This window comes from Curtobacterium sp. AC268 (assembly GCF_979258745.1).
Window position 1 is genome coordinate 2,746,504 of the sequence record NZ_OZ409878.1, and the last position, 24,146, is coordinate 2,770,649.

Genomic DNA, 24,146 nt, shown 5'->3' on the forward strand with positions numbered 1-24,146 from the left:
GACCACCGCAACGAAAGGACGGAACGCATGGCGAACCTCCAGGGCGCTCCTGACTCGCAAGAACGACAGAAGACCGCCCTCGAGCAGTACGGCATCGACCTCACGGCGATCGCCCGCAGCGGCAAGCTCGACCCCGTGATCGGCCGCGACTCCGAGATCCGGCGCGTCTCCCAGGTGCTCACGCGCCGCACCAAGAACAACCCCGTGCTCATCGGCGAGCCCGGCGTCGGCAAGACCGCCGTCGTCGAGGGGCTCGCGCAGCGCATCGTCGCCGGTGACGTCGCCGACTCCCTCAAGGACAAGCGACTCATCTCGCTCGACATCTCCGCCCTGATCGCCGGCGCCAAGTACCGCGGCGAGTTCGAGGAGCGGCTCAAGGCCGTGCTCAAGGAGATCAACGACTCCGACGGGCAGGTCATCACGTTCATCGACGAGCTGCACACCCTGATGGGTGCCGGGGGCGGCGAGGGGTCCGTCGCGGCGTCGAACATGCTCAAGCCGATGCTCGCCCGCGGTGAGCTCCGGCTCATCGGCGCGACGACCCTCGACGAGTACCGCGAGTACATCGAGAAGGACGCCGCGCTCGAGCGCCGCTTCCAGCAGGTCTACGTCGGCGAGCCGAGCGTCGAGGACGCCGTGGCGATCCTCCGTGGGCTCAAGGAGCGCTACGAGGCACACCACAAGGTGACGATCAACGACTCCGCACTGGTCGCGGCCGCGAGCCTGTCGAACCGGTACATCTCCGGCCGCCAGCTGCCCGACAAGGCCATCGACCTGATCGACGAGGCCGCGAGCCGACTCCGCATGGAGATCGACTCCAGCCCGGTCGAGATCGACGAGCTCAAGCGGAACGTCGACCGTCTGCGGGTCGAGGAGTTCGCGCTCAAGCAGGAGAAGGACGACGCCTCGAAGGCCCGCCTCGAGACCCTGCGCAACGAGCTGCACACGCGCGAGGAACGACTCGGCGAGCTCGAGCAGCGCTGGCAGGCCGAGCGCGCGAGCCTGAACCGCATCGGTGAGCTCAAGCAGCAGCTCGACGACCTGAACATGCGGTCGCAGCGGGCCCAGCGCGAGGCCGACTACGAACTCGTCTCCCGACTGGAGTACGGCGAGAAGCCCCGCATCGAGGCCGAGCTCGCCGCCGCCGAACAGGCCGAGAGCGCCGACCGGATGGTGAACGACAGCGTCACCGACGAGGACATCGCCGCGGTCATCGCGCAGTGGACGGGCATCCCGCTCGGCCGACTGCTGCAGGGTGAGACCGAGAAGCTCCTGCACCTCGAGAGCGAGCTCGGCCGCCGCATCATCGGGCAGCGCACCGCCGTGACCACCGTGTCCGAGGCCGTCCGTCGCACCCGCGCCGGCATCTCCGACCCGGACCGGCCGACCGGTTCGTTCCTGTTCCTCGGCCCGACCGGCGTCGGCAAGACCGAGCTGGCCAAGGCGCTCGCCGAGTTCCTGTTCGACGACGAGAAGGCCCTCGTCCGCATCGACATGAGCGAGTACGGCGAGAAGCACTCCGTGGCCCGCCTGATCGGTGCCCCGCCCGGGTACGTCGGGTACGAGGCCGGTGGACAGCTCACCGAGGCGGTCCGCCGCCGTCCGTACTCGGTGATCCTGCTCGACGAGATCGAGAAGGCGCACCCCGAGGTGTTCGACGTGCTGCTCCAGGTGCTCGACGACGGGCGACTGACCGACGGCCAGGGGCGCACGGTCGACTTCCGGAACACGATCCTGGTGCTGACGTCGAACCTGGGCTCGCAGTTCATGACCGACCTGACCCTGAGCGACGTGCAGCGGGAAGAGGCGGTCCGTGAGCTCGTGCAGCAGGCGTTCCGACCGGAGTTCATCAACCGACTCGACGACATCGTGGTGTTCCAGGCCCTGACGGCCGACGACCTCGGGCAGATCGTGTCGCTCTACGTCGACCGGCTGGCCCGCCGTCTGACCGACCGCCGGCTCGAGCTCGCCGTCACCCCCGAGGCGCGCGGCTGGCTCGCGGAGCGCGGGTACGACCCGCTGTACGGCGCGCGGCCCCTGCGTCGCCTGATGCAGCGACAGATCGACGACCGGTTGGCACGCGCCATCCTGTCCGGTGACGTCCGCGATGGCGACACGGTGCGGGTGGACGTCGCGGCGGACGGCGACGGCCTGACGGTCGAGCCCTTCGAGCTGGCCGAGATCGTCGAGGAGTAGTCCACCAAGACGGACGGGAGGCCCGTCAACGGTTCCTGGGACCGGCGACGGGCCGCTCGTCTACCGTCCACGGCATGCCTGAGATCCGCGCGATCCGTCGCCTCACCGGCGCAGTCGAGCACGCGAGTGTGCTCGACAAGGCCGTCGACATCGACCGTGCCGTCGTGAACGCCCTAGCCAAGCCGAAGGCCCTGCGCCAGCTGCTGCACGGCGTGCCGTTCGGTCACCCGATCCACCCGCTCATGGTCCAGGTGCCCCTCGGCGCCTGGATCTCCGCCGCGGTCCTCGACCTGCTCGGCGGGAAGGGCAACGCGAAGGCCGCCAAGACCCTGGTCGGCGTCGGGGTCGTCTCGGCGAGCAGCGCCTCGGTCGCCGGCTACGTCGACTGGTCCGAGCTGAACCGCGAGCAGCTCCGCACCGGATGGGTGCACCAGGCCGTGAACTGGACCGGCCTGTCGTTGTACGGCCTGTCGTGGCTGCAGCGGAAGCGCGGCAACCACGGCGCCGGCAAGCTGCTCGGCTTCGCGGGTCTCGCCGTCGTCAGTGTCGGCGGGTACCTCGGTGGGCACCTCTCCTACCGACAGCGTGCTGGCGTCAGCGAACACGGCGAGGTGCCGTTCGACGCCTGATCCACTTCACAGGTTGGGCAAAGGTACGTCACGTGTGATGTATCGATGCGCGTACTCGTGGTGGACGACGAACGGGCCCTCGCTGACCTGGTCGCGACGGGCCTGACCCGGCAGGACATGGCGGTGGACGTCGCCTACCGCGGCGACGACGCCGACGAGCTGCTGGCGGTGCACGACTACGACGTCGTCGTGCTCGACCGTGACGTCCCCGGTCTGCACGGCGACGAGGTCGCACGGCGGCTCACCGCGCGCGGTGCACTCACGCGGATCCTCCTGCTCACCGCCGCGACGACGTTGAGCGACCGGGTGCACGGGCTCGAGCTCGGCGCCGACGACTACCTGACCAAGCCGTTCGAGTACCCGGAACTCGTCGCACGGGTGCGCGCGCTCGGTCGGCGGAGCGTCGCACCCGTCGCCCCGGTGCTCGAGCGTGCGGGGTTCGTCGTCGACACGAACCGGCGGATGGCCACACGCGACGGACGGCCGCTCGACCTGACCTCGAAGGAACTCGGGGTGCTCGAGACGCTGCTCCGCGCGGACGGTCGGATCGTGTCCGCCGAGCACCTGCTCGAGAAGGTCTGGGACGTGAACACCGACCCGTTCACCGCCGCGGTCCGCGTGACGATGTCGAAGCTCCGCCGGAAGCTCGGGGACCCCGACCCGATCCGGACGGTGCCCGGCCAGGGCTACTCGCTGTGAGTCGGTGGGCCCGGGGCTGGAGCATCCGGACCCGGACGGCCCTGACGTTCGCGCTCGCGGCCATGGCACTGGCGACCGGGGTCGTCCTCTTCACGAACACGATGTCGCTGGCCGGTGTCGGTGCCGGCCTCGACACCGCGGCCGTGCAGCGCCCGCCGTCCGGATCGCCGGGTGCCACGACCGCTCCAGAACCGATCGAGGTGGGCGGAGACGATGACGGTGCGGTGGCGGTGATCCGGCTCGTGGCCGTGCAGCAGTGGCAGTGGTCCGCGATCGGGATCGCTGGCGCCGGGCTCGCGGCCGGGGGCATCGGCTGGCTCGTCAGCCGCCGGGTCCTCCGCCCCATCGACCGGATCACCGCGACCACGAACCGCATCTCGGCGTCGAACCTGCACGAGCGCATCGCGCTGGACGGTCCGGACGACGAGCTCCGGCGCCTCTCGCGCACCGTCGACGATCTGTTGGCCCGCCTGGAGACCGCGTTCGAGAGCCAGCGTCGGTTCGTCGCCCAGGCGTCCCACGAACTCCGGACGCCCCTCGCGGTGCAGCGCGCGGCGGTGCAGATCGGTCTGCACGACGACGCCGACCCCGCGGACGTCCGAGCGGTCCGGGCGGAGCTGCTGGAGCAGAACCGCCGGACCGAGCGGTTGGTCGAGTCGTTGCTCGTGCTCGCCGAGGCCGATCGCGGCCTGGCGGGCGCGACGCGCGCGGTCGACCTCGACGAGGTGACCGCCGAGGTCGTCGCGGGGGCGGCCCGGGACGCGGCCGAGGCGGGGGTGACGCTGACCCATGAGCGCCGCATCGGGCCTCCCGGCCTGGTCGTACCGGGGGAGCCGACGCTGCTGCGCCAGCTGCTCGGCAACCTGGTCGGCAACGCCGTCGAGTACAACGAACCCGGCGGCGCCGTCCTGGTGACCACGGAGCCGGACGGCTTCGTCGTCGAGAACGGAGGGCCGGTGGTCCCGGCGGACGAGGCGGGGTTGCTCGTCGAGCCGTTCCGCCGCGGTGGGACCGATGCCGGACGCGGCCAGCACAGCGGTCTGGGTCTGTCGATCGTGGCCGCCATCGTGCACGCGCACGGGTGGCAGCTGTCGATCACCGCACGGCCGGCGGGCGGGCTGCTCGTCCGGGTCCGTGTTTCGCCGGTGCAACCCGACGAGCACGCGGGGCGAAACAGTCGTTCCGGTGTGCTGGAGGCATGAACCACACCACGAAGACGACCACCCGTCGCACCCGGTCCCTGATGAGCGCGGCCGCGGCCGTCGTCCTGCTGCCCCTGCTGCTCGTCGGCTGCTCGGACACGGCACCGGACGACGACACGACGACGGCAGCCGGGAGTGCGGCGCCCGGCGTCGCCCTGGCCGAGTGCATGCGCGACCGCGGGTACGACATGCCCGACCCCGGCACGGGTGGCGGGTCGATGCAGCTCAGTGCACCCGACGGCGTCGATCCCGAGCAGTACCAGAGGGACCTCAAGGGCTGCCTCGACGACTCCGCAGCCGCCGGCGACGCGCAGGCCGCGCAGCCGATGCCGGGCAGCGAGGAGATCGCCCGGAAGACCGCGGAGTGCCTGCGGGAGCAGGGGTTCCCGGACTTCCCGGACGACCAGGAGGCGCAGAACCGGTTCCAGCCCGACGACCAGGAGGCGTTCGACGAGGCCGCCGGCACCTGCACCGACGCGGCCTTCGAGGCCGTCCAGGGCGGAGCCGGGTCGTGAGCCACCGGCGCGCTCGACGCCGGACGATCGTGTCGGTGTGCCTCGTCGCGGCGGTGGCCGCGGGGGCCGGGACGTGGGCCCTCGCCACGGTGCCGAGTGGTCCGGGAGCCTCGGCCAGCAGCGGGTCGCGCGGCGGGACCGCGTCGACCGGAGCCACCGCCACGGTCACGCGCGGTGACCTGACCGACTCGAAGGTGTTCGCCGGGACGCTCGGGTACGGCGCGGCGACGGGGGTCCCCGGTGCCGCCGCCGGCACGATCACCTGGCTGCCCCGCGCCGGAGACGTCATCGAACGCGACGGGGCCCTGTACGCCGTCGACGAGCGGGACGTCCGGTCGATGTACGGCACCGTGCCGCTCTGGCGTGACCTGGAACGGGGGCTGCAGGGCGCCGACGTGCGGCAGCTCAACGAGAACCTGGCCGCGCTCGGGTACGACGTGTCCGTGGACGACCGGTTCGGTCCACGGACCGAGCGGGCCGTCCGGCAGTGGCAGCGGGACCGCGGACACGTGGTGACCGGGGTGCTGACGGCGGACGACGTCGCCTTCGTCGACGGTGCGGTGCGGGTCGCCTCGGTCGACGGTCGGCTCGGGGAGCGGATCGCCGGCGGAGCGGGTGCGGCGGCGGGTGCGGGTGGTGCAGGTGCAGGTGCAGCGGACGGTACGGGTGCGGCGCCCGGCGCGGGTGCGGCGGCCGACGTCCTGCAGGTCACGAGCACCCGGCGCGTCGTCGCGGCGACCGTGCCCCAGCGCGACGCCGAGCGGCTCGCGGTCGGCACCGACGTCGAGGTCCGGGTGAACGGCGCCGGGGCAGCCATGCCCGGATCCGTCGTCGACGTGCAGCCGACGACGAGCGAGGACGGCGGCACGTCCGTCGACGTCTCGGTGTCGTTCGACCCGGGGAAGCGGACGCTGCCCGCGGCAGCGTCCGCGCAGGTCGACGCGAAGGGCGCCACCGAGCACGACGTCCTGTCCGTGCCGGTCGCCGCACTCGTCGCGGGCGCCGGTGGCCGGTACGCCGTCGACGTCGTGCAGCGGGACGGCACGACGGAGCGGGTTCGGGTCGAGCCCGGCTTCAGCGCGGACGGACGGATCGCGGTCACGGGTGACCTGGCCGCAGGCGACCGCGTGGTGGTGCCCGGATGAGCGCCGCCGTGCTGCCACCCGCCGCCGTGCCGTCAGCCGCCGCCGTGCCGCCACCCGACTCCGTCCTGTCGCTCCGTGACGTCACGAAGACCTACGGCGACGTCGGAGCCCTGCGCGGGGTGTCGCTCGAGGTCACCGCGGGCGAACTCGTCGCGGTCGTCGGCCCGTCGGGATCGGGCAAGTCGACGATGCTCAACGTCGTCGGGACCCTGGACCGTCCCACGTCCGGCACGGTGACGATCGCCGGCAACGACGTCGCGACGATGTCCGACGACGCCCTGTCCGGACTCCGTGCCGACCACATCGGGTTCGTCTTCCAGCACTTCCACCTGCAGGCCGGCGCGACCGCCACCGAGAACGTCGCCGACGGCCTGCTCTACCAGGGCGTGCCCCGGCGCGAGCGGCACCGACTGGCGGTCGAGGCCCTGGGTCGCGTGGGCCTGGCGCACCGGGTGGACCACCGACCGCACCAGCTCTCCGGAGGGGAGCGCCAACGCGTCGCCATCGCGCGGGCCGTCGTGGGCGACCCGACGATCCTGCTCGCCGACGAACCGACGGGTGCGCTCGACTCGGTGTCCGGGGCCGCGGTGGTCGAGCTCCTGCGCGAGCTCAACGCGGCGGGCACGACGGTCGTGGTCATCACGCACGACCTCGACCTGGCGGCGTCGCTGCCCCGGCAGGTCCGGATGCGCGACGGCCGGATCGAGCACGAGGTCACGCCGGTCGTCGACGAGGTCGCCCGGTGAGCCGGCGTCGGTCCCCGGGCGCGGTCGACCTGCTCCGCCTCGGCGTCTTCGGGTTGCGGACCCGTCCGGGTCGCGTCGTGCTGTCGGCGCTCGGCATCGCGATCGGCATCGCGGCGATGCTCGCGGTCGTCGGGATCTCGTCGTCGAGCAAGGCGAAGGTCGACCAGGTGCTCGACACGCTCGGTACGAACGTGCTCACCCTCACACAGGCGCAGGGCCTCGGCGAACCGGTTCCGTTGCCGTCCACCGCACTCGAATCGGTGCTGCGGCAGGACGACGTCGAGTCGGCCGCGGCCGTCGGCACCGTGCCCGACACCGGTGTGTACCGGAACGACCACGTCCCGGCGCCCGAGACGAAGGGCCTCGGGGTGCTCGCCGCGTGGGGCGACGTGCCACGGGTCCTCGGCGGCCAGCTCGCAGCCGGGCGGTGGATCGACGACGCCGCCGGGGCGCCGCCGCAGGTCGTGCTGGGAGCACGGGCGGCCGCGGTCCTCGGCTTCGACGACCTGCACCCGGACAGCCGGGTCTGGATCGGCGGTCGCTGGGTGCAGGTGGTCGGGGTGCTCGAACCCGTCGCGCTCGCCGAAGACCTCGACTCGCGGGTGTTCGTACCCCGCGGGTTCGCCGGACAGCTGGGCTTCGACGGGGCCCCGACCGCGGTCTACACGCGTGTCGACCCGGAGCACGTCGAACGGTCCAGGGACCTGCTCGCCGGTGCGGTCCGACCCGGGGCACCGCAGGACGTCGGCGTGACACGGCCGTCGGACGCGTTGGCAGCGAAGGACGCCACGGACGACTCCTTCACCGGGCTGCTGGTCGGTATCGGCGGGGTGGCGCTGCTCGTCGGCGGCATCGGGGTGGCGAACACGATGGTGATCACCGTCCTGGAACGCCGCGCCGAGGTGGGCGTCCGTCGTGCGCTGGGGGCCCGTCGTCGGAACATCCGCGACCAGTTCCTGGTCGAGTCGTTGCTGCTGTCGTTCCTCGGCGGGCTGGCCGGCGTCGTGCTCGGCGTCGCGGTGACGGTCGTCTTCGCCGTCACGCAGGGCTGGCCGGTCGCGCTGCCGGTCTGGGCCGTCGTCGGGGGACTCGGTGCCACGGTCGTCATCGGCGGGGTCTCCGGGCTCTACCCGGCGGCACGCGCGGCGCGGATCCCGCCGACGTCCGCCCTGGCGGCCGTCTGACGCGTGCGGTGGACGCACGCCCTGGAGGCCCGGTGCTGGTCCGCCGGACCAGCACCGGGCCTCCAGGCGGTCGCTTCCCCACACCGGACGCGAGTCGCAGATCATGCCTGGTCATGACCACCTGGTCAAGCATCTGCGTCGATCTGTTCGACATCCGTGATGCCCCGGAAACACGCGGATCTAAAGCGGTCACAGGGACCGATCCAACGGTTGACAAGGGGCCGTGCAGGGTCTTCTATTGCGAATACGCAACGTCCTTTCATAAAGGTCGGACCAAGGGAGTCATCGTGACACGAACGCGTTTCGCCGCACTCGGTGCGCTCGCCCTCGCAGGCGCGCTCGCCCTCACCGGGTGCTCCGCCGGGAGCAATGCCGCTTCCGACGGCGGCACGAAGTCCATCGGCACACCCGATGGCAAGGGCAAGACCATCACCGTCTGGATGATGAACGGCGACCTGAGCGACAAGGTGCTCGACGCCGCCGGCAAGCAGTTCACCGCCGACACCGGGGCGGAGGTGAAGATCCAGACCCAGCAGTGGGACGGGATCACCACCAAGCTCACCACGGCGCTCGCGCAGAGCGACGCCCCCGACGTCGTCGACCTCGGCAACACGCAGGTGCCGGTCTACGCGGCCGCCGGCGGGTTGACCGACCTGACGCCGTACCGCGACGAGCTCAAGGATGGCCAGACCTGGCTCACCGGGCTCGAGGGCCCTGCCACCGTCGACGGCAAGCTCTACGGGGCACCGCTGTTCGCCGGCAACCGGGCCGTGGTCTACGACAAGAAGGTCTGGAAGGACGCCGGCGTGACCGACGTGCCGACCACCTACGACGAGCTCACCGCCGACCTCGACAAGGTCAAGGCCGCCAACCCGGCCAGCGACTTCTCCGCCTTCTACATGCCCGGTCAGTACTGGTACGGCGGGCTGCAGTGGGTCTGGGACGCCGGCGGCGAGATCGCGACGGACAAGGGCGGCAAGTGGACCGGCACGCTCGACTCCGCGGACGCGGTCGAGGGGCTGACCGCCTGGAAGGACTTCCAGAACGCGTACTCGGCGAAGTCCACGCAGGACATCAACACCGACAAGCCCTCGCAGAGCGACGTCTTCGCGCAGGGGAACACCTCGGCGTTCCTCGGATCCGCCTGGGAGATCGGCTCGATCACCACGGCGAAGCCGGAGCTCGCCGACCGCATCGGCACGTTCCCGATGCCGTCGTCCACGGCGGGGAAGACGCAGCCGGTGTTCCTCGGCGGCTCCGACCTGGGGATCCCGGCCAAGGCGCAGAACCAGGAGCTCGCGCTGTACTACCTGAAGATCCTGACCTCGAAGGAGTTCCAGCAGGACCAGGTGTTCGGGGTCGACGGCTGGGAGCCGAACTCCACCGAGCTGCTCGACGCGGTCGCCGGCGACGTCAACGAGCTGCACAAGCCGTACTTCGAGGCGGCCGGCACGAGCCGACCGACCCCGGCCACCCCGGGCTGGGCCACCATCGAGGGCGACGCCTCGTTCCAGTCGATGTTCGCCGACGTCGCGACCGGCCGGAAGTCGCCGGAGCAGGCAGCCGAGGGCTTCTCGGAGCACCTCACGACCGCGCTGAACGCGCAGCCGTAGGCGATGACGTCCACTGCGGAGCCGGTGACCGACGCGGAGCGGTCCGCGCCGGTCGCCGGCGGGCGGGGTGCCGGCGGCCGGGGTGCCGGTGGCCGGCGGGCCGACGGGCCGGTTCAGGGGTCGTCGCGGGGATCCCGTCGGGGTGGGCGCGGCGCGGGTCGTCGGTCGCCGGTCGGGTCGCGGGCGCCGCTCGTCCTGCTGGCCCCGGCGGCACTGCTGCTCATGGCCCTCGTCGTCTACCCGCTCGTCCGGCTGGTCGTCATCTCGTTCCAGGACTACGGGCTGCGGGCGATCTTCACCGGGCAGGCCGGGTTCACCGGGCTGACGAACTACACGGACGTCCTGACCGACGCGTCGTTCTGGCCGGTCATCCTGCGCACCGTGCTCGTGACGGGCGCGATGGTCCTGGGCACGATCGTCATCGGCATGGGGGTGGCGCAGCTGCTCACCCGCCTCGGGGTCGCGATGCGGACGATCGTCAGCGTCGTGCTCGTGCTGGCCTGGGCGATGCCGAACGTGGCCTCGAGCCTGGTCTGGCAGTGGCTCTTCCAGCCGTTCTACGGCGTGCTCAACTGGCTCATCACGCAGCTGCGGGTGTTCGGCGACCACACGCAGGACAACTGGGCGTCGCACCCGGGGCAGGCGTACACGATCGTGCTGACGCTCGTCATCTGGCAGGCCGTGCCGTTCGTGGCGCTGACGCTGTACGCCGCGCAGTCCCAGATCGCGCCGGAGTACTACGAGGCCGGTGCGCTCGACGGGGCCTCGGTGTGGACGATGTACCGCGCGATCACGCTGCCGGCACTCGCGCCGACGCTGCTGCTCGTGTCGATCCTGTCGGTGATCTGGGACTTCAACGTCTTCAACCAGATCTGGCTGCTCACCCGCGGCGGACCGGAGGAGGCCACGCTGACGCTCGGCATCTGGACCTTCGTGCAGTCGTTCGTCTCCAACGCATACGGGCAGGGCGCGGCGATCGCCGTGATCTCGACCCTGATCCTCGGGGTGCTCACCAGCTACTACATCCGCCGGCTCGTCCGCAGCGGTGAGGAGGACCTGTGACCGTCTCGAGGACGGCGCCCCGAACGAGCGGGGCGTCCGCGCCGGGCCCCGTGCGGGTGCGCAAGCGCAAGCCGCGCGTCGTCGCGAACACCATCGCCGTGCTGTTCTGCCTGGTGTGGGTGTTCCCGATCTACTGGATGGTGAACACCGCCTTCAAGCCCGCCGACGAGGTCACCACGATGACCCCGATCTGGGCGCCGCTGCACCCGACGCTCGACAACTTCACGCGGGCGCTCACGCAGGAGGGCTTCCTGGTCTACCTGCGGAACTCCACGATCGTGGTGGTGGCGGCCGTGCTGCTGTCGATCGTCGTCGGGTTCCTGGCCTCGGCGGCACTGTCGCGGTTCAGGTTCCGGGGACGGCGGGCGATCCTGGTCGCGATCCTGTTCGTGCAGATGATCCCGTCGGGTGCACTGCTCATCCCGCTGTTCCTGTCGTTCCAGACCCTCGGGCTGCTGAACAGCTACGTCGGGCTGATCCTGGCGTACGTGGCGAGCGTGCTGCCGTTCTCGATCTGGGTGATGCGCGGCTTCTTCGTGGCCGTCCCCGTCGAGATCGAGGAGGCGGCGAAGGTGGACGGCGCCGGCACGTTCCGGATCCTGTGGAGCGTGCTGTTCCCGCTCGTCATGCCCGGGGTCATCGCCACGAGCGTGTTCGCGTTCATCGCGGCGTGGAACGACTACCTGATCGCGTACGTGATGCTCAAGGACCAGGGGATGTACACGCTGCCGGTGTGGCTCGCCGGGTTCTCGACGAACAAGGGCACGGACTTCGGCGGGCTGATGGCGGCGAGCGTGCTGTTCTCGATCCCCGTCGTGGTGTTCTTCCTCATCGTGCAGCGCCGACTGGTCAGCGGGATGACGGCGGGTGCCGTGAAGGGGTAGCACGTCGGACGACCTGCATCTGCGTCGTGTCGCGAGGTCGCAACACCCCGCGTGCATGCCTGCGAGCGGTCAAGGAGTGTCGGCTGGCGCCATTGCAGCCGACACTTTGTGACCCCTCGACCTTCGGCTCACGACGTGTTGTGACCGGTGCAGCACACGACCTGCACCTGTGATCGTGTTGGTTGCACGACGGAACGGTTGCGTTCTTGTGGGTTTCAAACGTAGAGTGCTCGAAACCCAACGGAACGAAGGAGTTCGGGCATGTACGCAACCGAGCGGCACACCGCCATCGCCGCCGAGCTGCAGTCCGCCGGTCGCGTGTCCGTCGCCGGTCTTGCCGAGCACTTCGACGTCACCACCGAGACCGTGCGCCGCGACCTCGACCTGCTCGAGACCGCCGGGGTCCTGCGCCGCGTGCACGGGGGAGCGGTCCCCGTCGGCCGCTCGAGCGTCGTCGAACTCAGCGTCGCCGAGCGGGAGGGCCAGCACGGCACCGCGAAGTCCGCGATCGCCCGCGCCGCGATGCGCCTGGTACCGCCGACCTTCACGGGCTCGATCGCCCTCGACGCCGGCACCACCTGCGCCGCCGTCGCCTCCGAACTCGCCCGCTGGGAGCCCGAGGTCGCCGGCTCGACGATCACCGTCATCACGAACTCGGTGCCGATCGCTGCCACCCTGCAGCACAGCGAGCACCTCGAACTGCACCTGCTCGGCGGCCGCGTGCGCGGTGTCACGAGCGCCGCGGTCGGCACGGCCACCGTCGAGCAGATCGGTGCCCTCCGGCCCGACGTGGCGTTCATCGGCACGAACGGCCTGTCCGCCGGCTTCGGTCTGAGCACCCCGGACGAGTACGAGGCCGCCGTGAAGGGCGCCTACGTGCTCGCCGCCCGACGGGCCGTGGTGCTCGCCGACGCCGCCAAGCACGGCGTGGAGGCCCTGATGCGGTTCGCGCGCCTGGACGAGATCGACACGCTCGTCACCGACGAACAGCCCCCGGCCGACCTCGCCGGTGCGCTCGCCGACGCCGACGTCGAGGTCGTCGTCGCATGAACGTCCGCATCGTCACCGTCACGCCGAACCCGTCCCTCGACCGCACGATCGAGCTCGCCGGCGAACTGCAGCGCGGCGCCGTCCAGCGTGCGACCCGGTCCACCGCGGAACCCGGCGGCAAGGGAGTCAACGTCTCCCGCGTGGTCGTCGCGAGCGGCGGGGACACCGTCGCCGTCCTGCCCGGCGACGAGCTCGACCCGGTCCTGCTCGGCCTGGCCACGCGCGGCATCCCCACCGCAGCGCTGCCGATCGGGGCGCCGCTCCGGTCGAACGTCACCGTGACCGAGCCGACCGGCACCACGACGAAGCTCAACGAACCCGGCCCCTCGCTCGCCGGTCGCCTCGACGACCTCGCCGCCCTGGTCGCCGACACCGCCGCTGCGACCGCCACCGGTCCCGCTGCCCGCTGGGTCGTGGTCGCCGGGTCGCTGCCGCCCGGTCTGCCCGACGACGCGCTCGCCGTGCTCGTCCGGGCCGTCCGTGCCCGCCACGGTGCGGACGTCCGGATCGCCGTCGACTCGTCCGGGGTGCCGTTCACCGCGCTGCTGCAGTCGGGCGAACGGATCGACCTGGTGAAGCCGAACGCCGAGGAACTCGCCGAGGTCGTCGGCGGCGATCCCGAGGAGTACGAGCGCGACCTCGACGCCGCGGTGGCCGGGGCGCAGCGTCTTCGGCGGAGGAACGTCGGCACGGTCCTGCTCACCCTGGGCAGCGCCGGCGCCGTGCTGGTCTCCGACGAGGGCGCGTTCGCCGCCGCGGCACCGAAGATCGTCGCCCGCTCGACCGTCGGGGCGGGGGACTCCTCGCTCGCCGGCTACCTGCTGGCCGAGGTCGCCGGAGCGTCACCCGAGCAGCGTCTCGCCCAGGCCGTCGCCACCGGTGCCGCGGCCGCAGCCCTGCCCGGCAGCGACGTGCCGGCACTCGACCACACCGACCCGACGGCGGTCTCCGTCCGGGTGCTCGACACGCACCCGGCGCCCGAACCCGCCTGATCCCCTCCCCACCCGACCACCCCACGAACACCTGCACGACCGCGCGATCAGCGCCATTGCGAAGGAGCAAGCACATGTCCGCAGACTCGAGTCCGCGCCTCATCAGCGCACAGCTCGTCGGCCTCGACGAGGACCTCGGCGCCACGTCGACCGACGTCATCCGGGTGCTCGCCGACCGCGTCGCCGCGACCGGCCGCGCCGCCGACGGTGCCACGCTCGCCGACGACGCCATCAAGCGCGAGGCGAGCGTCGGCACGGGCGTCCCCGGCGGTATCGCCATCCCGCACGCCCGGTCGGCGTCGGTGTCCGAGCCGACCCTGGCGTTCTCGCGGCTGGCCCGGAAGGTGCCGTTCGGCGCCCCGGACGGCGACGCCGACATCGTCTTCATGATCGCCGTGCCCGAGGGGGCGGACAAGGACCACCTGACGGTCCTCTCGACCCTGGCCCGCGCACTCATCCGCGAGGACTTCACCGCTGCGCTCCGCGCCGCGACCACGGCCGACGAGATCGTTCAGCTCGTCGACGACGAGGTGAGCGGCGAAGTGGCCGAGGCCGGCGTCGGGAAGGCGAGTGGTGCCTCCGAACCGGCCACCGCGCCGGAGGCGGGCCGCAAGGTCTTCGTCGGCGTCACCGCCTGCCCGACCGGCATCGCGCACACCTACATGGCGGCCGACGCCCTCGTCGCCGCAGCCCAGCGTGCCGGTGCCGAGATGCACATCGAGACGCAGGGGTCCTCGCAGGTCGAGCCCCTCGACCCGGCGCTCATCGCCCGCGCCGACGCCGTCGTGTTCGCGGTCGACGTCGACGTCCGCGACCGCGGTCGGTTCGCCGGCAAGCCGCTCGTGTCCGGACCCGTGAAGCGCGGTGTCGACGAGCCCGACAAGATGATCGCCGAGGCCATCCGCGCCTCGGAGGACCCGCACGCCGCACGCGTGCAGGGCGGTGCCGCCGTCGAGGGCGAGACGAACAAGTCGAACGAGCACTTCGGGCAGGCGCTCAAGCGCTGGCTGCTCACGGGCGTGAGCTACATGATCCCGTTCGTCGCCGGCGGCGGGCTCCTCATCGCGCTCGGCTTCCTGCTCTCCGGGTACGGCATCGCGCTGACCCACGGTGACTCGGGCCAGAACAACGCCGTCTTCACGCTCACCAACTACACCCTGCTGAACCTGCCGCCGGAGGGCCTCGGCTACTACCTCGGCGCCGCCGCGTTCCAGATCGGGTCCGTGTCGCTCGGGTTCCTGGTCGCAGCACTCGCCGGGTACATCGCCTACGCCATCGCCGACCGTCCCGGCATCGCACCGGGCTTCGTGGCCGGGTCCATCGCCGTGTTCATGAACGCCGGGTTCCTCGGTGGTCTGGTCGGTGGCCTCATCGCCGGTGCCGCCGCGTACTGGATCGGGCGCATCCCGACCTGGCGCTGGCTGCGTGGCCTGATGCCGGTCGTGATCATCCCGCTGTTCGCGTCGATCATCGCCTCGGGCCTGATGCTCCTGGTGCTCGGTGGCCCGATCGCCTGGGTCATGACCGAACTCACCGCCTGGCTCAACTCGCTCTCCGGTGCCTCGGCCGTGCTGCTCGGGATCATCCTCGGCCTGATGATGGCGTTCGACCTCGGTGGTCCGGTCAACAAGGTGGCGTACGCGTTCGCCGTCGCCGGGCTCGGTGCCGGGACCGCCACGAACGTGGTGCCGTTCGAGATCATGGCCGCCGTCATGGCGGCCGGCATGGTGCCGCCGCTCGCACTCGCACTCGCCTCGACCGTGCTCTACCGCAAGGGCTTCACGAAGCCGGAGCGCGAGAACGGCAAGGCCGCGTGGCTGCTCGGTGCGTCCTTCATCTCCGAGGGTGCGATCCCGTTCGCCGCTGCCGACCCGCTGCGCGTCATCCCGGCGTCGATGGTCGGTGCCGCGATCACGGGTGCGATCTCGATGGCTGCCGGCGTGACCTCGCGAGCGCCGCACGGCGGGATCTTCGTCTTCTTCGCGATCGGTGACGTCCTGATGTTCGTCGTCGCGATCCTGGCGGGCACCGTGGTGTCCGCGCTGGTGCTCGTCGCCCTGAAGAAGTGGGTCCGCCGCCGCCCCGTCGAGGAGGCCGCTGCGGGCAGCGAGGCTGCCGTGGCCGGCGAGACGGTGGGCCAGCGCGCACCGGTCGCCGCGTAGTCGACGCGACCGCGGGCAAGACGGGAGGCCCGGTGCCAGCTGGCACCGGGCCTCCCGTCCGTCGTGTGGTCGCGACGCGACCGCTCGACGCGCGCTACTCGGCGATGTTCGCCGTGACCGCGTCGATGTACGCGGCACGCTCCTCGCGCGAGTGCGGGCGCCCCTGCACGCCCGGTCGCTGCTCCCACGGGAACGGCCCGGCCTCGTGCCGGTACTCGATCCCCATGGCCTCGAGCCGGGCGGTGTGCTCGGCCAGGCGCCCGCGGAACTCGGCGAGGTCACGCGGCCCGGTGACGTCCGCCGACCACAGTGCCTCGGCGAGGGCGGCGACGCGGGGGAAGAGCTGGTAGTCGAGCCGACGGGCGGAGTCGACGTGCTCCGTCCACATGTTGCCCTGGCCGCCGATGACGTGGGCGCGCTCGGCGTCGGTGAGTCCGGACGGCACCGGGTCGAAGGCGAAGACGTCGTCGACGGTGAGCACGATCGAGACCGGGATCGGCTCGGTCGGCAGGTCGCTCTGGCGGTAGTCGAGGTACACCTGGTCGTCCGGCGACGAGATGACGTCGTGCCCGCGTCGGGCGGCGGTCCGTGCGCCGGTCAGCCCGCGCCAGGAGACCACCGTCGCCGAGGGGTCGAGCGTGCCACCCTCGAGGATCTCGTCCCACCCGAACGCCCGCCGGCCGTGCGACTCGACGTGTGCGGCGAGCTGCCCGATGATCCAGGCCTGCAGCTGTTCCTCGTCCCGCAGCCCGAGCTCGCGGATGCGCTCCTGGGTGCGCGGGTCGGTCTCCCACTGCACCTTCGGGCACTCGTCACCGCCGATGCCGATGTAGCCGGAGGGGAAGAGCGCGATGACCTCGTCGAGGACGTCCTTGAAGAAGTCGATCGTGGCGTCCTCGGCGTTCAGGACGTCGTCGGCGATGCCCCACTCCGTCCACACCTCGACGGGCTCACCCGTGACGCCGAGCGACGGGTAGGCCGCCAGCGCCGCACGGACGTGCCCGGGGGTCTCGATCTCGGGGACGACGGTGACGAACCGGTCGGCCGCGTACGCCACGATCTCGCGGATGTCGTCCTGCGTGTAGTACCCGCCGTGCGGGCGGCCGTCGAACCCGGCGACGACGAGTGTGCCGTCCGGCCCGGGGACGTGCGCGCCGACCTGGGACTCCCGACGCCAGCAGCCGACCTCGGTCAGGCGCGGGTGCTTCCGGATCTCGATGCGCCACCCCTGGTCCTCGGTGAGGTGGAAGTGCAGGCGGTTGATCCGGTGCGCGGCGAGCTGGTCGACCACCCGCATGACCTCGTGCTTCGTGCGGAAGTGGCGGGCCACGTCGAGCATCACGCCGCGCCATGCGAAGGCCGGGGCGTCCTCGACGACCACGGCGGGGACGGACCACGGGCCGGTCGCGACCCGGCCGCTGCGGTACACGTCCGGGGGCATCAGCTGCAGCAGGGCCTGTACGCCGTAGAAGACCCCGGCGGGCGAACCGCCGACGACGTCGATGCCGTCCGGTGTCACGGTGAGGCGGAACGACTCCACCCGGTCGCCCTCCGGCGTGGTCGGGCCCGCGGGCAGGGACGGGTCGTCGGCGACGCGCAGCGCGATCGTGCCGGCCCCCGGTGCCGTGTCGTCGAGGGCGTCCCGCACCGGCAGCCCGGTCGATCCCCGCAGGGTCTGCTGCAGGTACAGTCGGACGGACTCGCTCGCCGGGTCGGCGGCGATCCGGGTCGACGGGGTGATCTCGAAGGCCCCGACACCGGGAGCGGTGCGGCGCGGTCGTGGGACGAGCATGTCGGAGCCACCATTCCTCAATGATCTTTCGTAATGTGGAGGCTATGACCGTGGAGCAGACCGTGTCAACGACCCCGAGCGTCGCGGGCTCGACCCCCGGTGTCGTGGGGACGACCCCCGGCGTCCTGCGGCAGATGAACTCGCGGGCCATCCTCGACGAGCTCCTGCGCGACGACGTCTCCCGCACGGTCACCGAGCTCGGCCGCACGGTCGGACTCTCCCGCCCCACGGTCGAGGCCGCACTCGCCGACCTGGTCGACCAGGGCTGGGTGGCCGAGGCCGAGGCGATCGCGACCCCGAACAAGGCCGGTCGTCGCGCCAAGCGCTTCGCCGCGGACGCGTCGGCCGGCTCCGTGCTCGGCGTGGACCTCGGCCTGCACGGCATCGTCGGCGTGCGAGCGGACCTGCGCGGCGTCACGCTCGCCCGCGTCGAGGAGCGCTACGCCGACCTCGCCGACGCCGAACAGGCGTGGTCGAGCGTGCAGGACGTGGTCCGTCGGCTGACGTCGCCTGTCGGCGGCGGGGTCGGCGGCCCCGCCGGTGGTGCGCCGGTGCTCGGTGCCACGTTCGGCGTCCCGGCGGTCGTCGACCGCGACGGGGCGATCGACTACACGGTCGCGGTGCCGGAGTGGGTCGAACGACGGGTGCCCGGCCGGATCCAGGACCTCTTCCCCGGGGTCGCCACCTTCTTCGACAACGACGCCAAGCTGGCCGCCACGGCCGAGGCCCGGTGGGGGCGGTTCCACGGCATCCGGGACGGCCTGTACCTGGTCATGGGGCGGCAGATCGGTGCCGCCCTGGTGGTCGACGGCTCGTTGGCGCGCGGTGCGCGCGGTGCCGCCGGTGAGATGGGCGGCATCGCCTCGACCGGCTGGCCCGCCGCACCCGCCCGCCTGGAGGCCCGGATCCCGACCGACACGGACCTCGAGTCCGTCTTCGCCGCGGCCGCCCAGGGCTCGGTGTCGGCCGTCGAGACCGTTCGTGCGTTCGCGGCCGACGTGGCACCCGGCGTCGTGCAGCTCGTGACGACGATCGACCCCGAGGTCGTCGTCGTCGGTGGCGAGGTCCTGCCGGCGGCGGAGGTGTTCTGCGCCGCGCTCGACGAGATCGTCACGCCGCAGCTCCGGCACCCGGTGGCGTTCACCCCGTCGACCGTCGGGCGGGACGCCGTGGCCCGGGGTGCGCTCGCCCGGTCGCTCGTGCACGTCCGATCCGTCCACATGGGACTCGGCTGACACCCAGGGAGCGCGCCGGGTCCTGACAGGGCGTTCAGGGATGCTGGGGGCATGACGACTGCCGTGACCGCCCGTGCCATGACCGTCGCCAGTGGCGACTCCACCGCTCCGTCGGACCTCGGTGGGCTCTCCGGCCTGGTGCTCCAGCTGATCGACGCCCTGGGGGAGTGGGGCGTCGGGCTGATGCTCTTCGTCGAGACGGTGTTCCCGCCCATCCCGTCCGAGGTCATCCTGCCGCTGGCCGGGTTCCTCGCGGGCGCCGGCCAGATGAACCTGGTCCTGGTCCTGGTGCTGGCGACGATCGGCTCGTACCTCGGGGCGCTGGTGCTGTACTGGCTCGGCGCGAAGATCGGGTTCGAACGCACCACGCGGTGGTTCGGCAAGTTGCCCCTCGTCGACGAGGACGACTTCCGCAAGGCGGCCGGCTGGTTCCACCGGCACGGCAAGAGCGCGGTCTTCTTCGGCCGGTTCGTCCCGATCGTCCGCAGCCTCATCTCGTTGCCGGCCGGCGCCGACCGCATGCACCTCGGCACGTTCTCGGTGTTCACGATCATCGCGAGCGGCATCTGGAACAGCGCGCTCGTGCTGCTCGGTGCCGCGTTCGGGTCGCAGTACGACCAGGTCGAGGCGTACACCGAGTGGATCGACCGCGTGCTCTACGTCGCGATCGCCGTGGTCGTGGTGACCTTCGTCGTGCGCCGGATCCGCCGTGTGCGCGCCGAGCGGCGCACGGGCGGCCCCGACGACCACGACGACGCCGCCGGCAGCCCTGCCGTGGGCGGCGCCCGGGGCCGTCGTCGCGCCGAGCCCGCCCGCGACTGAGCCTCAGGCCTTCGTCAGCGCCGACTCCTTGTGGGCGGCCTGCTTGCCGCTCTTCTCCGACTCGACGATCCAGTACGGGTCGTCGTCGGTCGGCCTGAAGTGCTGCCCGTCGAACTCGAAGTCGCTCGTCCGCTTGCGCACGAGCGTGCCGGTCGTCCTGCCCTGCGAGGTGTTCCAGTGCACCTCGTCACCCTTCGACAACGCCATGCTGTCCTCCTTGCGCGATTCCTCGTCCTGGTGGAGGTCGGACTGTACCCCGTCGATCCCCGGAAACCCGGGGGAGTACGGCGATCACGATGTCGTAACGGCCATGCGGATCGAGAGTCGGACGCGTACCGTTTCCCTTGAGTCCACACGTCGGCAGCGGCCGCGGAACCACGGGCTCCGGACGGGACGACGGACACCATGACCCTGCTGGACAGCGCGCGGGCGGACACCGTCCTCTCTGCGCGGTACCGGCTCGTGAAGCTCATCGGCACCGGCGGCATGGGATCCGTCTACGAAGCCCGTGACGAGCACACGTACCGGGCCGTGGCCGTGAAGCTCTTCGCGACCCCGGACAAGATGACCACCGCCGATCGCGTCCGCCAGGAGCGCGAGATCCGGCTGCTCAGCATGCTCTCCCACCCGGGACTCATCCCGCTGTACGACGCCGGCACCCACGAGTTCGAGGACGGCCCGCACCGGTTCATCGTGATGGAGCTCATCGCCGACACGACGCTGCTCCGCCGCCTGTCCGAGGGCGCCCTGCACAACTACGAGGTGGCCGACCTCGGTGCGCAGCTCGCCGACGCCCTGGCCTACGTGCACTCCCGCGGCATCGTGCACCGCGACGTGAAGCCCGCCAACATCCTGATCAGCGACGAGGGCTCGTCCGGGTTCGCCCGCACGGTCAAGCTCACCGACTTCGGCGTCGCCCACTTCGTCGACGGCTCCCGCCTGACGAACGACGGCACGGTCATCGGCACCGCCGCCTACCTCAGCCCGGAGCAGGTCGCCGGCGAACCGATCAGCTTCGCCACCGACGTGTACTCGCTCGGGCTCGTCCTGCTCGAGGCGCTGACCGGCAAGCAGGAGTACTCGGGCACCCTGATCGAGGCCGCACTCGCCCGGCTCCGCCGCGACCCCGAGATCCCGGACGACGTCGCCGACGAGTGGCGCGAGCTGCTGAGCCGGATGACCGCCCGCGACCCGGAGCGCCGGCCCACGGCGGTCGCCATCGCCAACGCGCTGCGCGGCGGGTCCACCCAGATCACCGGCCCGGTGCCGCTCGGCCCGGAACGGGTGAAGCACCAGCGCGACCACCGCATGCACCGCGCCGCGCACCGGCACGCCAAGCGCGGCACGTTCTCCGCCGTGCGTCGCTGGCGACGGCGGAACGTCCTGGTCGGCTCCTTCGCGGCCTTCGGCGTCACCGCGGCCTGCGTGGCCGCCTACGTCGCGGGTGCCCTGCACTGATCCGCTCGGCGGCTCCGTGCTCCGAGCACCGGAGCGCCCTGGCAGGATGGACAGCATGACCGACCAGCGCTGGATCAAGATCTGTGGCCTGTCGACGCCGGACACCGTGGACGCCGCCATCGACGCGGGTGCCGACGCCGTCGGGTTCGTCTTCGCGGCGGGCAGCCCCCGGACCGTCACCGCCGACCTGGCGAAGGAACTGGTCGAGCGGGTGCCGGACGGCATCGACGCCGTCGGGGTCTTCCGCGACCAGAAGATCGACGAGATCGTGGGCATCGCCTCCGAGGTCGGGCTCACCACGCTGCAGCTGCACGGTGGCGAGTCGGCGTCCGACTTCGCCCGCGCGCGCGATGCCGGCTTCTTCACCATCCGGGCCATCGCGGCCGAGGACTACCTGCGCGAGACGCCCGAACAGCGCGCCGCGTTCGACCACGACCTGCTGCTGCTCGATGCCGCCGTGCCCGGCAGCGGTCGGCTCGTCGACCCGGCCACGATCGACGGCGTGGACGAGGCCTGGATCCTCGCCGGCGGGCTGACCCCGGCCAACGTGGTCGCCGCGGTCGAGGCGCTCGACCCCGACGGCGTCGACGTGTCGAGCGGCGTCGAGTCCGAGCGCGGCGTCAAGGACCCCGCGAAGATCCGTGCGTTCGTCGAGGCCGTCCGCAGCCTGGGCTGAGTGCCGGGCTGCATCGGCCGCGTTCGCGGCTCTGGACGCGACCGCGGACTGACAGGAGGCGCGGTGCGGGCCCGCCACGGGCCTCCCGTCCGCCGCGCGCTCAGCGCAGGGTGGGGATGAGCTCCGTCAGGAACGCGTCGGTGTCCTCCCAGCCCTCGACCGCGTGGCAGGGGACGCCGAGCGCCTTGACCGGGTAGTCGTTGCCCTCGGGGTCGAGCCGGTCGCCGACGAAGAGCATGTCGTCGAGCGCGATGCCGGTGATCTCGGCGAGACGCTGCATGCCGTAGGCCTTGTCGATGCCCTTGCGGGTGATGTCGATGCTCGTGGAGCCGCCCGAGCGGACCTCGAGGTCGGGCAGGTCCTGCTGCACCAGACGGCGCAGGTGGTCCTTCTTCTCGCCGGTCGGGTCCCACTGCTTCTTGACGTCCACCGGGGCCGACTGGCCGAGGGCGGAGAACGTGATCTGCGACCCGCGGTCCTCGAGGATGGCGCCCCAGGTCTCGGACTCCCAGTACCCGGCTTCCTTCGCACGGGCCTCGACCGCGGCGAGGGCGCGGTCCTTCTGCTCGTCGGTGAGGTCCTCGGCGTACTGCAGTGCCCAGTCCTGGTCCTCCCAGCGGTAGTACCGGGTGCCGCAGGTCGGCAGGAGGTGCAGGGCGTCGAGCGTCAGGCCCTCGCGCTGCCGGAGCGGGGTGACCAGCTGCTGCTCGAACTGGGTGAAGTTGCCGCCGGAGATGACCGCGACCGGCACGACCTCGAGCAGGGACGCGAAGGTCTCGAGCATGCGGGGGTCGAGGGAGGACTTCGACGGGGCGAGCGTGTCGTCCAGGTCGAAGGCGACGAGGCGGGGCGTGGTCATGCCACCGATCCTGCCAGAGCCCGCCGACCACCCGCAGGGTGCGAGCACCCGGGTGCCCGGGTGCTGCGCGATGTCTGCGGGGTCACGCGCGGTGCGTGGCGGGGACCCGGTCGCGGGCGTAGGTGATGTCCGTGTAACCGTGCGGGGCGGGGTTGCCGTCCTCGTCGAGGTTCACGAAGACGACCTCGTCGATCGTCAGGATGCTGCGGTGCGTGAAGAGGTTGCGCGCCTCGGCCCGCATGGTCAGCGACGTCCGGCCGAACCTCGTGGCGACGAGGCCGATCTCGACGATGTCGCCCTCCTTCGCCGAGGACAGGAAGTTGATCTCCGACATGTACTTCGTGACGACCTTGCCGTTGCCGAGCTGGATGATCGCGTAGACCGCGGCTTCCTCGTCGATCCAGCGGAGCAGGCTGCCGCCGAACAGGGTGCCGTTGGCGTTGAGGTCCTCCGGTCGCACCCACTTCCGGGTGTAGAAGTTCATCTCCGGCGGGGCGTCGTCCTGGTGCTGATCCATGTCACGTCATGGTACGCCGACGGCCGCGCCCCCGCAGGGACGCGGCCGTCGTGGCGATCGCGGGCGGCGGTGCCGCCGGTGCTCACTCCTTGACGAGGACGACCTCGTCGAGGGGGATGCGGGTGCGCGGGGCGACCTCGCGCTCGGCGGCCTTGTCGTCGAGCTGCGACGGGTGCGCGACGGTGCCGACGGCCGTGACCGTGTACGGCAGGAACCGCTCGGGCAGGTCGAACGCGGCGCGGAGCCCGGCGGCGTCGATGCCCGCCATCTGGTGCACGTGCAGCCCCTCGGCGTGCGCCTGCACGGTCAGGGCGGCGAGCGACTGGCCGAGGTCGTACTGCGCGAAGGGGCGCTCCTCACCGTCGGCGGTCACGGTCTCGAGCACGCCGACGACGAGGGCGCTGGCGCGGAAGGCCCAGGCGGCGTTGAAGCCGAGCAGGTTCTCGTTGATCTTCCGGAAGGTCTCGGTGCCACGGCGGCCGGCGATGAAGCGGCGGGGCTGGAAGTTCATGGCCGAGGGGGCCCAGCGAGCGGCCTCGAGGACGGCGTCGAGCTGGTCGTCCGAGATCGTCGCGGTCTCGTCGTAGGAGCGGGGGCTCCAGCGCTCCTCGAGCAGCGGCACGAGCGGCTGGCTGGAGTCGGTGGACCGGGTGAGGGTGTCGGCGTTCGTCGAGGTCATGATGCGCTCAACGGTATTCGATGCGTACG

The 24,146-nt window shown here is 71.7% G+C and carries 23 protein-coding genes; 18 read left to right on the forward strand and 5 right to left on the reverse strand.

Going from position 1 to position 24,146, the window contains the following annotated elements; all coding sequences use genetic code 11:
• Positions 1-27: 27 nt before the first annotated feature.
• The 14 genes from ACZZ9K_RS13085 to ACZZ9K_RS13150 all read left to right on the forward strand — a co-directional run bounded on the left by ACZZ9K_RS13085 (position 28) and on the right by ACZZ9K_RS13150 (position 16,079).
• The gene (locus tag ACZZ9K_RS13085; protein WP_463444259.1) at positions 28-2,196 is read left to right on the forward strand and encodes an ATP-dependent Clp protease ATP-binding subunit; all 2,169 of its coding nucleotides are present in this window, start codon (positions 28-30) and stop codon (positions 2,194-2,196) included.
• Positions 2,197-2,270: 74 nt separating this feature from the next.
• Positions 2,271-2,825 carry a DUF2231 domain-containing protein gene (locus ACZZ9K_RS13090; protein ID WP_463444260.1) on the forward strand — a complete coding sequence of 185 codons (555 nt, stop codon included), beginning with the start codon at positions 2,271-2,273 and terminating at the stop codon, positions 2,823-2,825.
• A gap of 45 nt (positions 2,826-2,870) precedes the next feature.
• Positions 2,871-3,524, forward strand: coding sequence for a response regulator transcription factor (locus ACZZ9K_RS13095; RefSeq protein ID WP_027464882.1), 654 nt, complete (start codon positions 2,871-2,873; stop codon positions 3,522-3,524).
• Entirely contained in the window at positions 3,521-4,726 is a 1,206-nt protein-coding gene (locus ACZZ9K_RS13100; RefSeq protein ID WP_463444261.1) for a sensor histidine kinase, read from the forward strand. Before ACZZ9K_RS13095 ends, ACZZ9K_RS13100 begins: the two co-directional genes overlap by 4 nt.
• Positions 4,723-5,241: a hypothetical protein gene (locus ACZZ9K_RS13105; protein ID WP_138802497.1), complete on the forward strand. Its 519-nt coding sequence runs from the start codon at positions 4,723-4,725 to the stop codon at positions 5,239-5,241. Before ACZZ9K_RS13100 ends, ACZZ9K_RS13105 begins: the two co-directional genes overlap by 4 nt.
• On the forward strand, positions 5,238-6,386 hold the full coding sequence (locus tag ACZZ9K_RS13110) for a peptidoglycan-binding protein (RefSeq protein WP_463444262.1): 1,149 nt from the start codon (positions 5,238-5,240) through the stop codon (positions 6,384-6,386). Before ACZZ9K_RS13105 ends, ACZZ9K_RS13110 begins: the two co-directional genes overlap by 4 nt.
• Positions 6,383-7,132 (forward strand): ABC transporter ATP-binding protein, encoded by a 750-nt coding sequence (locus ACZZ9K_RS13115; protein WP_349847185.1) that lies wholly within the window; start codon positions 6,383-6,385, stop codon positions 7,130-7,132. The genes ACZZ9K_RS13110 and ACZZ9K_RS13115 overlap by 4 nt, the downstream gene beginning before the upstream one ends.
• Positions 7,129-8,316 carry an ABC transporter permease gene (locus ACZZ9K_RS13120; RefSeq protein WP_463444263.1) on the forward strand — a complete coding sequence of 396 codons (1,188 nt, stop codon included), beginning with the start codon at positions 7,129-7,131 and terminating at the stop codon, positions 8,314-8,316. Before ACZZ9K_RS13115 ends, ACZZ9K_RS13120 begins: the two co-directional genes overlap by 4 nt.
• Before the next feature lie 287 nt (positions 8,317-8,603).
• On the forward strand, positions 8,604-9,929 hold the full coding sequence (locus ACZZ9K_RS13125; protein ID WP_463444264.1) for a sugar ABC transporter substrate-binding protein: 1,326 nt from the start codon (positions 8,604-8,606) through the stop codon (positions 9,927-9,929).
• Positions 9,930-9,932: 3 nt separating this feature from the next.
• Complete coding sequence (locus ACZZ9K_RS13130) at positions 9,933-10,991, forward strand: carbohydrate ABC transporter permease (protein WP_463444265.1); 1,059 nt, start codon at positions 9,933-9,935, stop codon at positions 10,989-10,991.
• Positions 10,988-11,875: a carbohydrate ABC transporter permease gene (locus tag ACZZ9K_RS13135; protein ID WP_258373564.1), complete on the forward strand. Its 888-nt coding sequence runs from the start codon at positions 10,988-10,990 to the stop codon at positions 11,873-11,875. The genes ACZZ9K_RS13130 and ACZZ9K_RS13135 overlap by 4 nt, the downstream gene beginning before the upstream one ends.
• Before the next feature lie 261 nt (positions 11,876-12,136).
• A complete protein-coding gene (locus ACZZ9K_RS13140; RefSeq protein WP_301600215.1) occupies positions 12,137-12,925 on the forward strand; it encodes a DeoR/GlpR family DNA-binding transcription regulator in 789 nt (262 codons plus the stop codon).
• On the forward strand, positions 12,922-13,917 hold the full coding sequence (locus ACZZ9K_RS13145; RefSeq protein ID WP_111192068.1) for a 1-phosphofructokinase family hexose kinase: 996 nt from the start codon (positions 12,922-12,924) through the stop codon (positions 13,915-13,917). The genes ACZZ9K_RS13140 and ACZZ9K_RS13145 overlap by 4 nt, the downstream gene beginning before the upstream one ends.
• A gap of 74 nt (positions 13,918-13,991) precedes the next feature.
• Entirely contained in the window at positions 13,992-16,079 is a 2,088-nt protein-coding gene (locus ACZZ9K_RS13150; RefSeq protein ID WP_463444266.1) for a PTS fructose transporter subunit IIABC, read from the forward strand.
• 94 nt (positions 16,080-16,173) lie between these two features.
• Here ACZZ9K_RS13150 and ACZZ9K_RS13155 read toward each other — a convergent pair whose 3' ends face one another.
• Positions 16,174-17,871: a beta-N-acetylhexosaminidase gene (locus ACZZ9K_RS13155; RefSeq protein WP_463444267.1), complete on the reverse strand. Its 1,698-nt coding sequence runs from the start codon at positions 17,869-17,871 to the stop codon at positions 16,174-16,176.
• Positions 17,872-17,933: 62 nt separating this feature from the next.
• Between ACZZ9K_RS13155 and ACZZ9K_RS13160 the strand changes: the two genes are divergently transcribed.
• Positions 17,934-19,106 (forward strand): ROK family transcriptional regulator, encoded by a 1,173-nt coding sequence (locus ACZZ9K_RS13160; protein ID WP_463444268.1) that lies wholly within the window; start codon positions 17,934-17,936, stop codon positions 19,104-19,106.
• A 51-nt stretch (positions 19,107-19,157) separates the two neighbouring features.
• Positions 19,158-19,928: a DedA family protein gene (locus tag ACZZ9K_RS13165; RefSeq protein ID WP_463444269.1), complete on the forward strand. Its 771-nt coding sequence runs from the start codon at positions 19,158-19,160 to the stop codon at positions 19,926-19,928.
• Between the two features lie 3 nt (positions 19,929-19,931).
• Here ACZZ9K_RS13165 and ACZZ9K_RS13170 read toward each other — a convergent pair whose 3' ends face one another.
• Positions 19,932-20,135, reverse strand: coding sequence for a hypervirulence associated TUDOR domain-containing protein (locus ACZZ9K_RS13170; protein ID WP_027464869.1), 204 nt, complete (start codon positions 20,133-20,135; stop codon positions 19,932-19,934).
• 198 nt (positions 20,136-20,333) lie between these two features.
• On the opposite strand from ACZZ9K_RS13170, the gene ACZZ9K_RS13175 reads away from it, so the two are divergent.
• Both ACZZ9K_RS13175 and ACZZ9K_RS13180 read left to right on the forward strand, forming a co-directional pair.
• A complete protein-coding gene (locus ACZZ9K_RS13175) occupies positions 20,334-21,386 on the forward strand; it encodes a serine/threonine-protein kinase (RefSeq protein ID WP_071246475.1) in 1,053 nt (350 codons plus the stop codon).
• Positions 21,387-21,441: 55 nt separating this feature from the next.
• Positions 21,442-22,062, forward strand: coding sequence for a phosphoribosylanthranilate isomerase (locus ACZZ9K_RS13180; protein WP_027464868.1), 621 nt, complete (start codon positions 21,442-21,444; stop codon positions 22,060-22,062).
• A 100-nt stretch (positions 22,063-22,162) separates the two neighbouring features.
• Here ACZZ9K_RS13180 and ACZZ9K_RS13185 read toward each other — a convergent pair whose 3' ends face one another.
• The 3 genes from ACZZ9K_RS13185 to ACZZ9K_RS13195 all read right to left on the reverse strand — a co-directional run bounded on the left by ACZZ9K_RS13185 (position 22,163) and on the right by ACZZ9K_RS13195 (position 24,117).
• The gene (locus tag ACZZ9K_RS13185; RefSeq protein WP_111056763.1) at positions 22,163-22,921 is read right to left on the reverse strand and encodes an HAD-IIB family hydrolase; all 759 of its coding nucleotides are present in this window, start codon (positions 22,919-22,921) and stop codon (positions 22,163-22,165) included.
• 82 nt (positions 22,922-23,003) lie between these two features.
• A complete protein-coding gene (locus ACZZ9K_RS13190; protein ID WP_017886352.1) occupies positions 23,004-23,438 on the reverse strand; it encodes an acyl-CoA thioesterase in 435 nt (144 codons plus the stop codon).
• Positions 23,439-23,520: 82 nt separating this feature from the next.
• A complete protein-coding gene (locus tag ACZZ9K_RS13195) occupies positions 23,521-24,117 on the reverse strand; it encodes a nitroreductase family protein (RefSeq protein ID WP_027464865.1) in 597 nt (198 codons plus the stop codon).
• Positions 24,118-24,146 lie beyond the last annotated feature (29 nt).

Bases quoted from the DNA above. Each gene is read 5' to 3' on its own strand.
- ACZZ9K_RS13085 (WP_463444259.1), top strand. From the start codon at position 28: ATGGCGAACCTCCAGGGCGCTCCTGACTCGCAAGAACGACAGAAGACC.
- ACZZ9K_RS13090 (WP_463444260.1), top strand. From the start codon at position 2,271: ATGCCTGAGATCCGCGCGATCCGTCGCCTCACCGGCGCAGTCGAGCAC.
- ACZZ9K_RS13095 (WP_027464882.1), top strand. From the start codon at position 2,871: ATGCGCGTACTCGTGGTGGACGACGAACGGGCCCTCGCTGACCTGGTC.
- ACZZ9K_RS13105 (WP_138802497.1), top strand. From the start codon at position 4,723: ATGAACCACACCACGAAGACGACCACCCGTCGCACCCGGTCCCTGATG.
- ACZZ9K_RS13115 (WP_349847185.1), top strand. From the start codon at position 6,383: ATGAGCGCCGCCGTGCTGCCACCCGCCGCCGTGCCGTCAGCCGCCGCC.
- ACZZ9K_RS13130 (WP_463444265.1), top strand. From the start codon at position 9,933: ATGACGTCCACTGCGGAGCCGGTGACCGACGCGGAGCGGTCCGCGCCG.
- ACZZ9K_RS13140 (WP_301600215.1), top strand. From the start codon at position 12,137: ATGTACGCAACCGAGCGGCACACCGCCATCGCCGCCGAGCTGCAGTCC.
- ACZZ9K_RS13145 (WP_111192068.1), top strand. From the start codon at position 12,922: ATGAACGTCCGCATCGTCACCGTCACGCCGAACCCGTCCCTCGACCGC.
- ACZZ9K_RS13150 (WP_463444266.1), top strand. From the start codon at position 13,992: ATGTCCGCAGACTCGAGTCCGCGCCTCATCAGCGCACAGCTCGTCGGC.
- ACZZ9K_RS13155 (WP_463444267.1), bottom strand. From the start codon at position 17,871: ATGCTCGTCCCACGACCGCGCCGCACCGCTCCCGGTGTCGGGGCCTTC.
- ACZZ9K_RS13165 (WP_463444269.1), top strand. From the start codon at position 19,158: ATGACGACTGCCGTGACCGCCCGTGCCATGACCGTCGCCAGTGGCGAC.
- ACZZ9K_RS13170 (WP_027464869.1), bottom strand. From the start codon at position 20,135: ATGGCGTTGTCGAAGGGTGACGAGGTGCACTGGAACACCTCGCAGGGC.
- ACZZ9K_RS13175 (WP_071246475.1), top strand. From the start codon at position 20,334: ATGACCCTGCTGGACAGCGCGCGGGCGGACACCGTCCTCTCTGCGCGG.
- ACZZ9K_RS13180 (WP_027464868.1), top strand. From the start codon at position 21,442: ATGACCGACCAGCGCTGGATCAAGATCTGTGGCCTGTCGACGCCGGAC.
- ACZZ9K_RS13185 (WP_111056763.1), bottom strand. From the start codon at position 22,921: ATGACCACGCCCCGCCTCGTCGCCTTCGACCTGGACGACACGCTCGCC.
- ACZZ9K_RS13190 (WP_017886352.1), bottom strand. From the start codon at position 23,438: ATGGATCAGCACCAGGACGACGCCCCGCCGGAGATGAACTTCTACACC.
- ACZZ9K_RS13195 (WP_027464865.1), bottom strand. From the start codon at position 24,117: ATGACCTCGACGAACGCCGACACCCTCACCCGGTCCACCGACTCCAGC.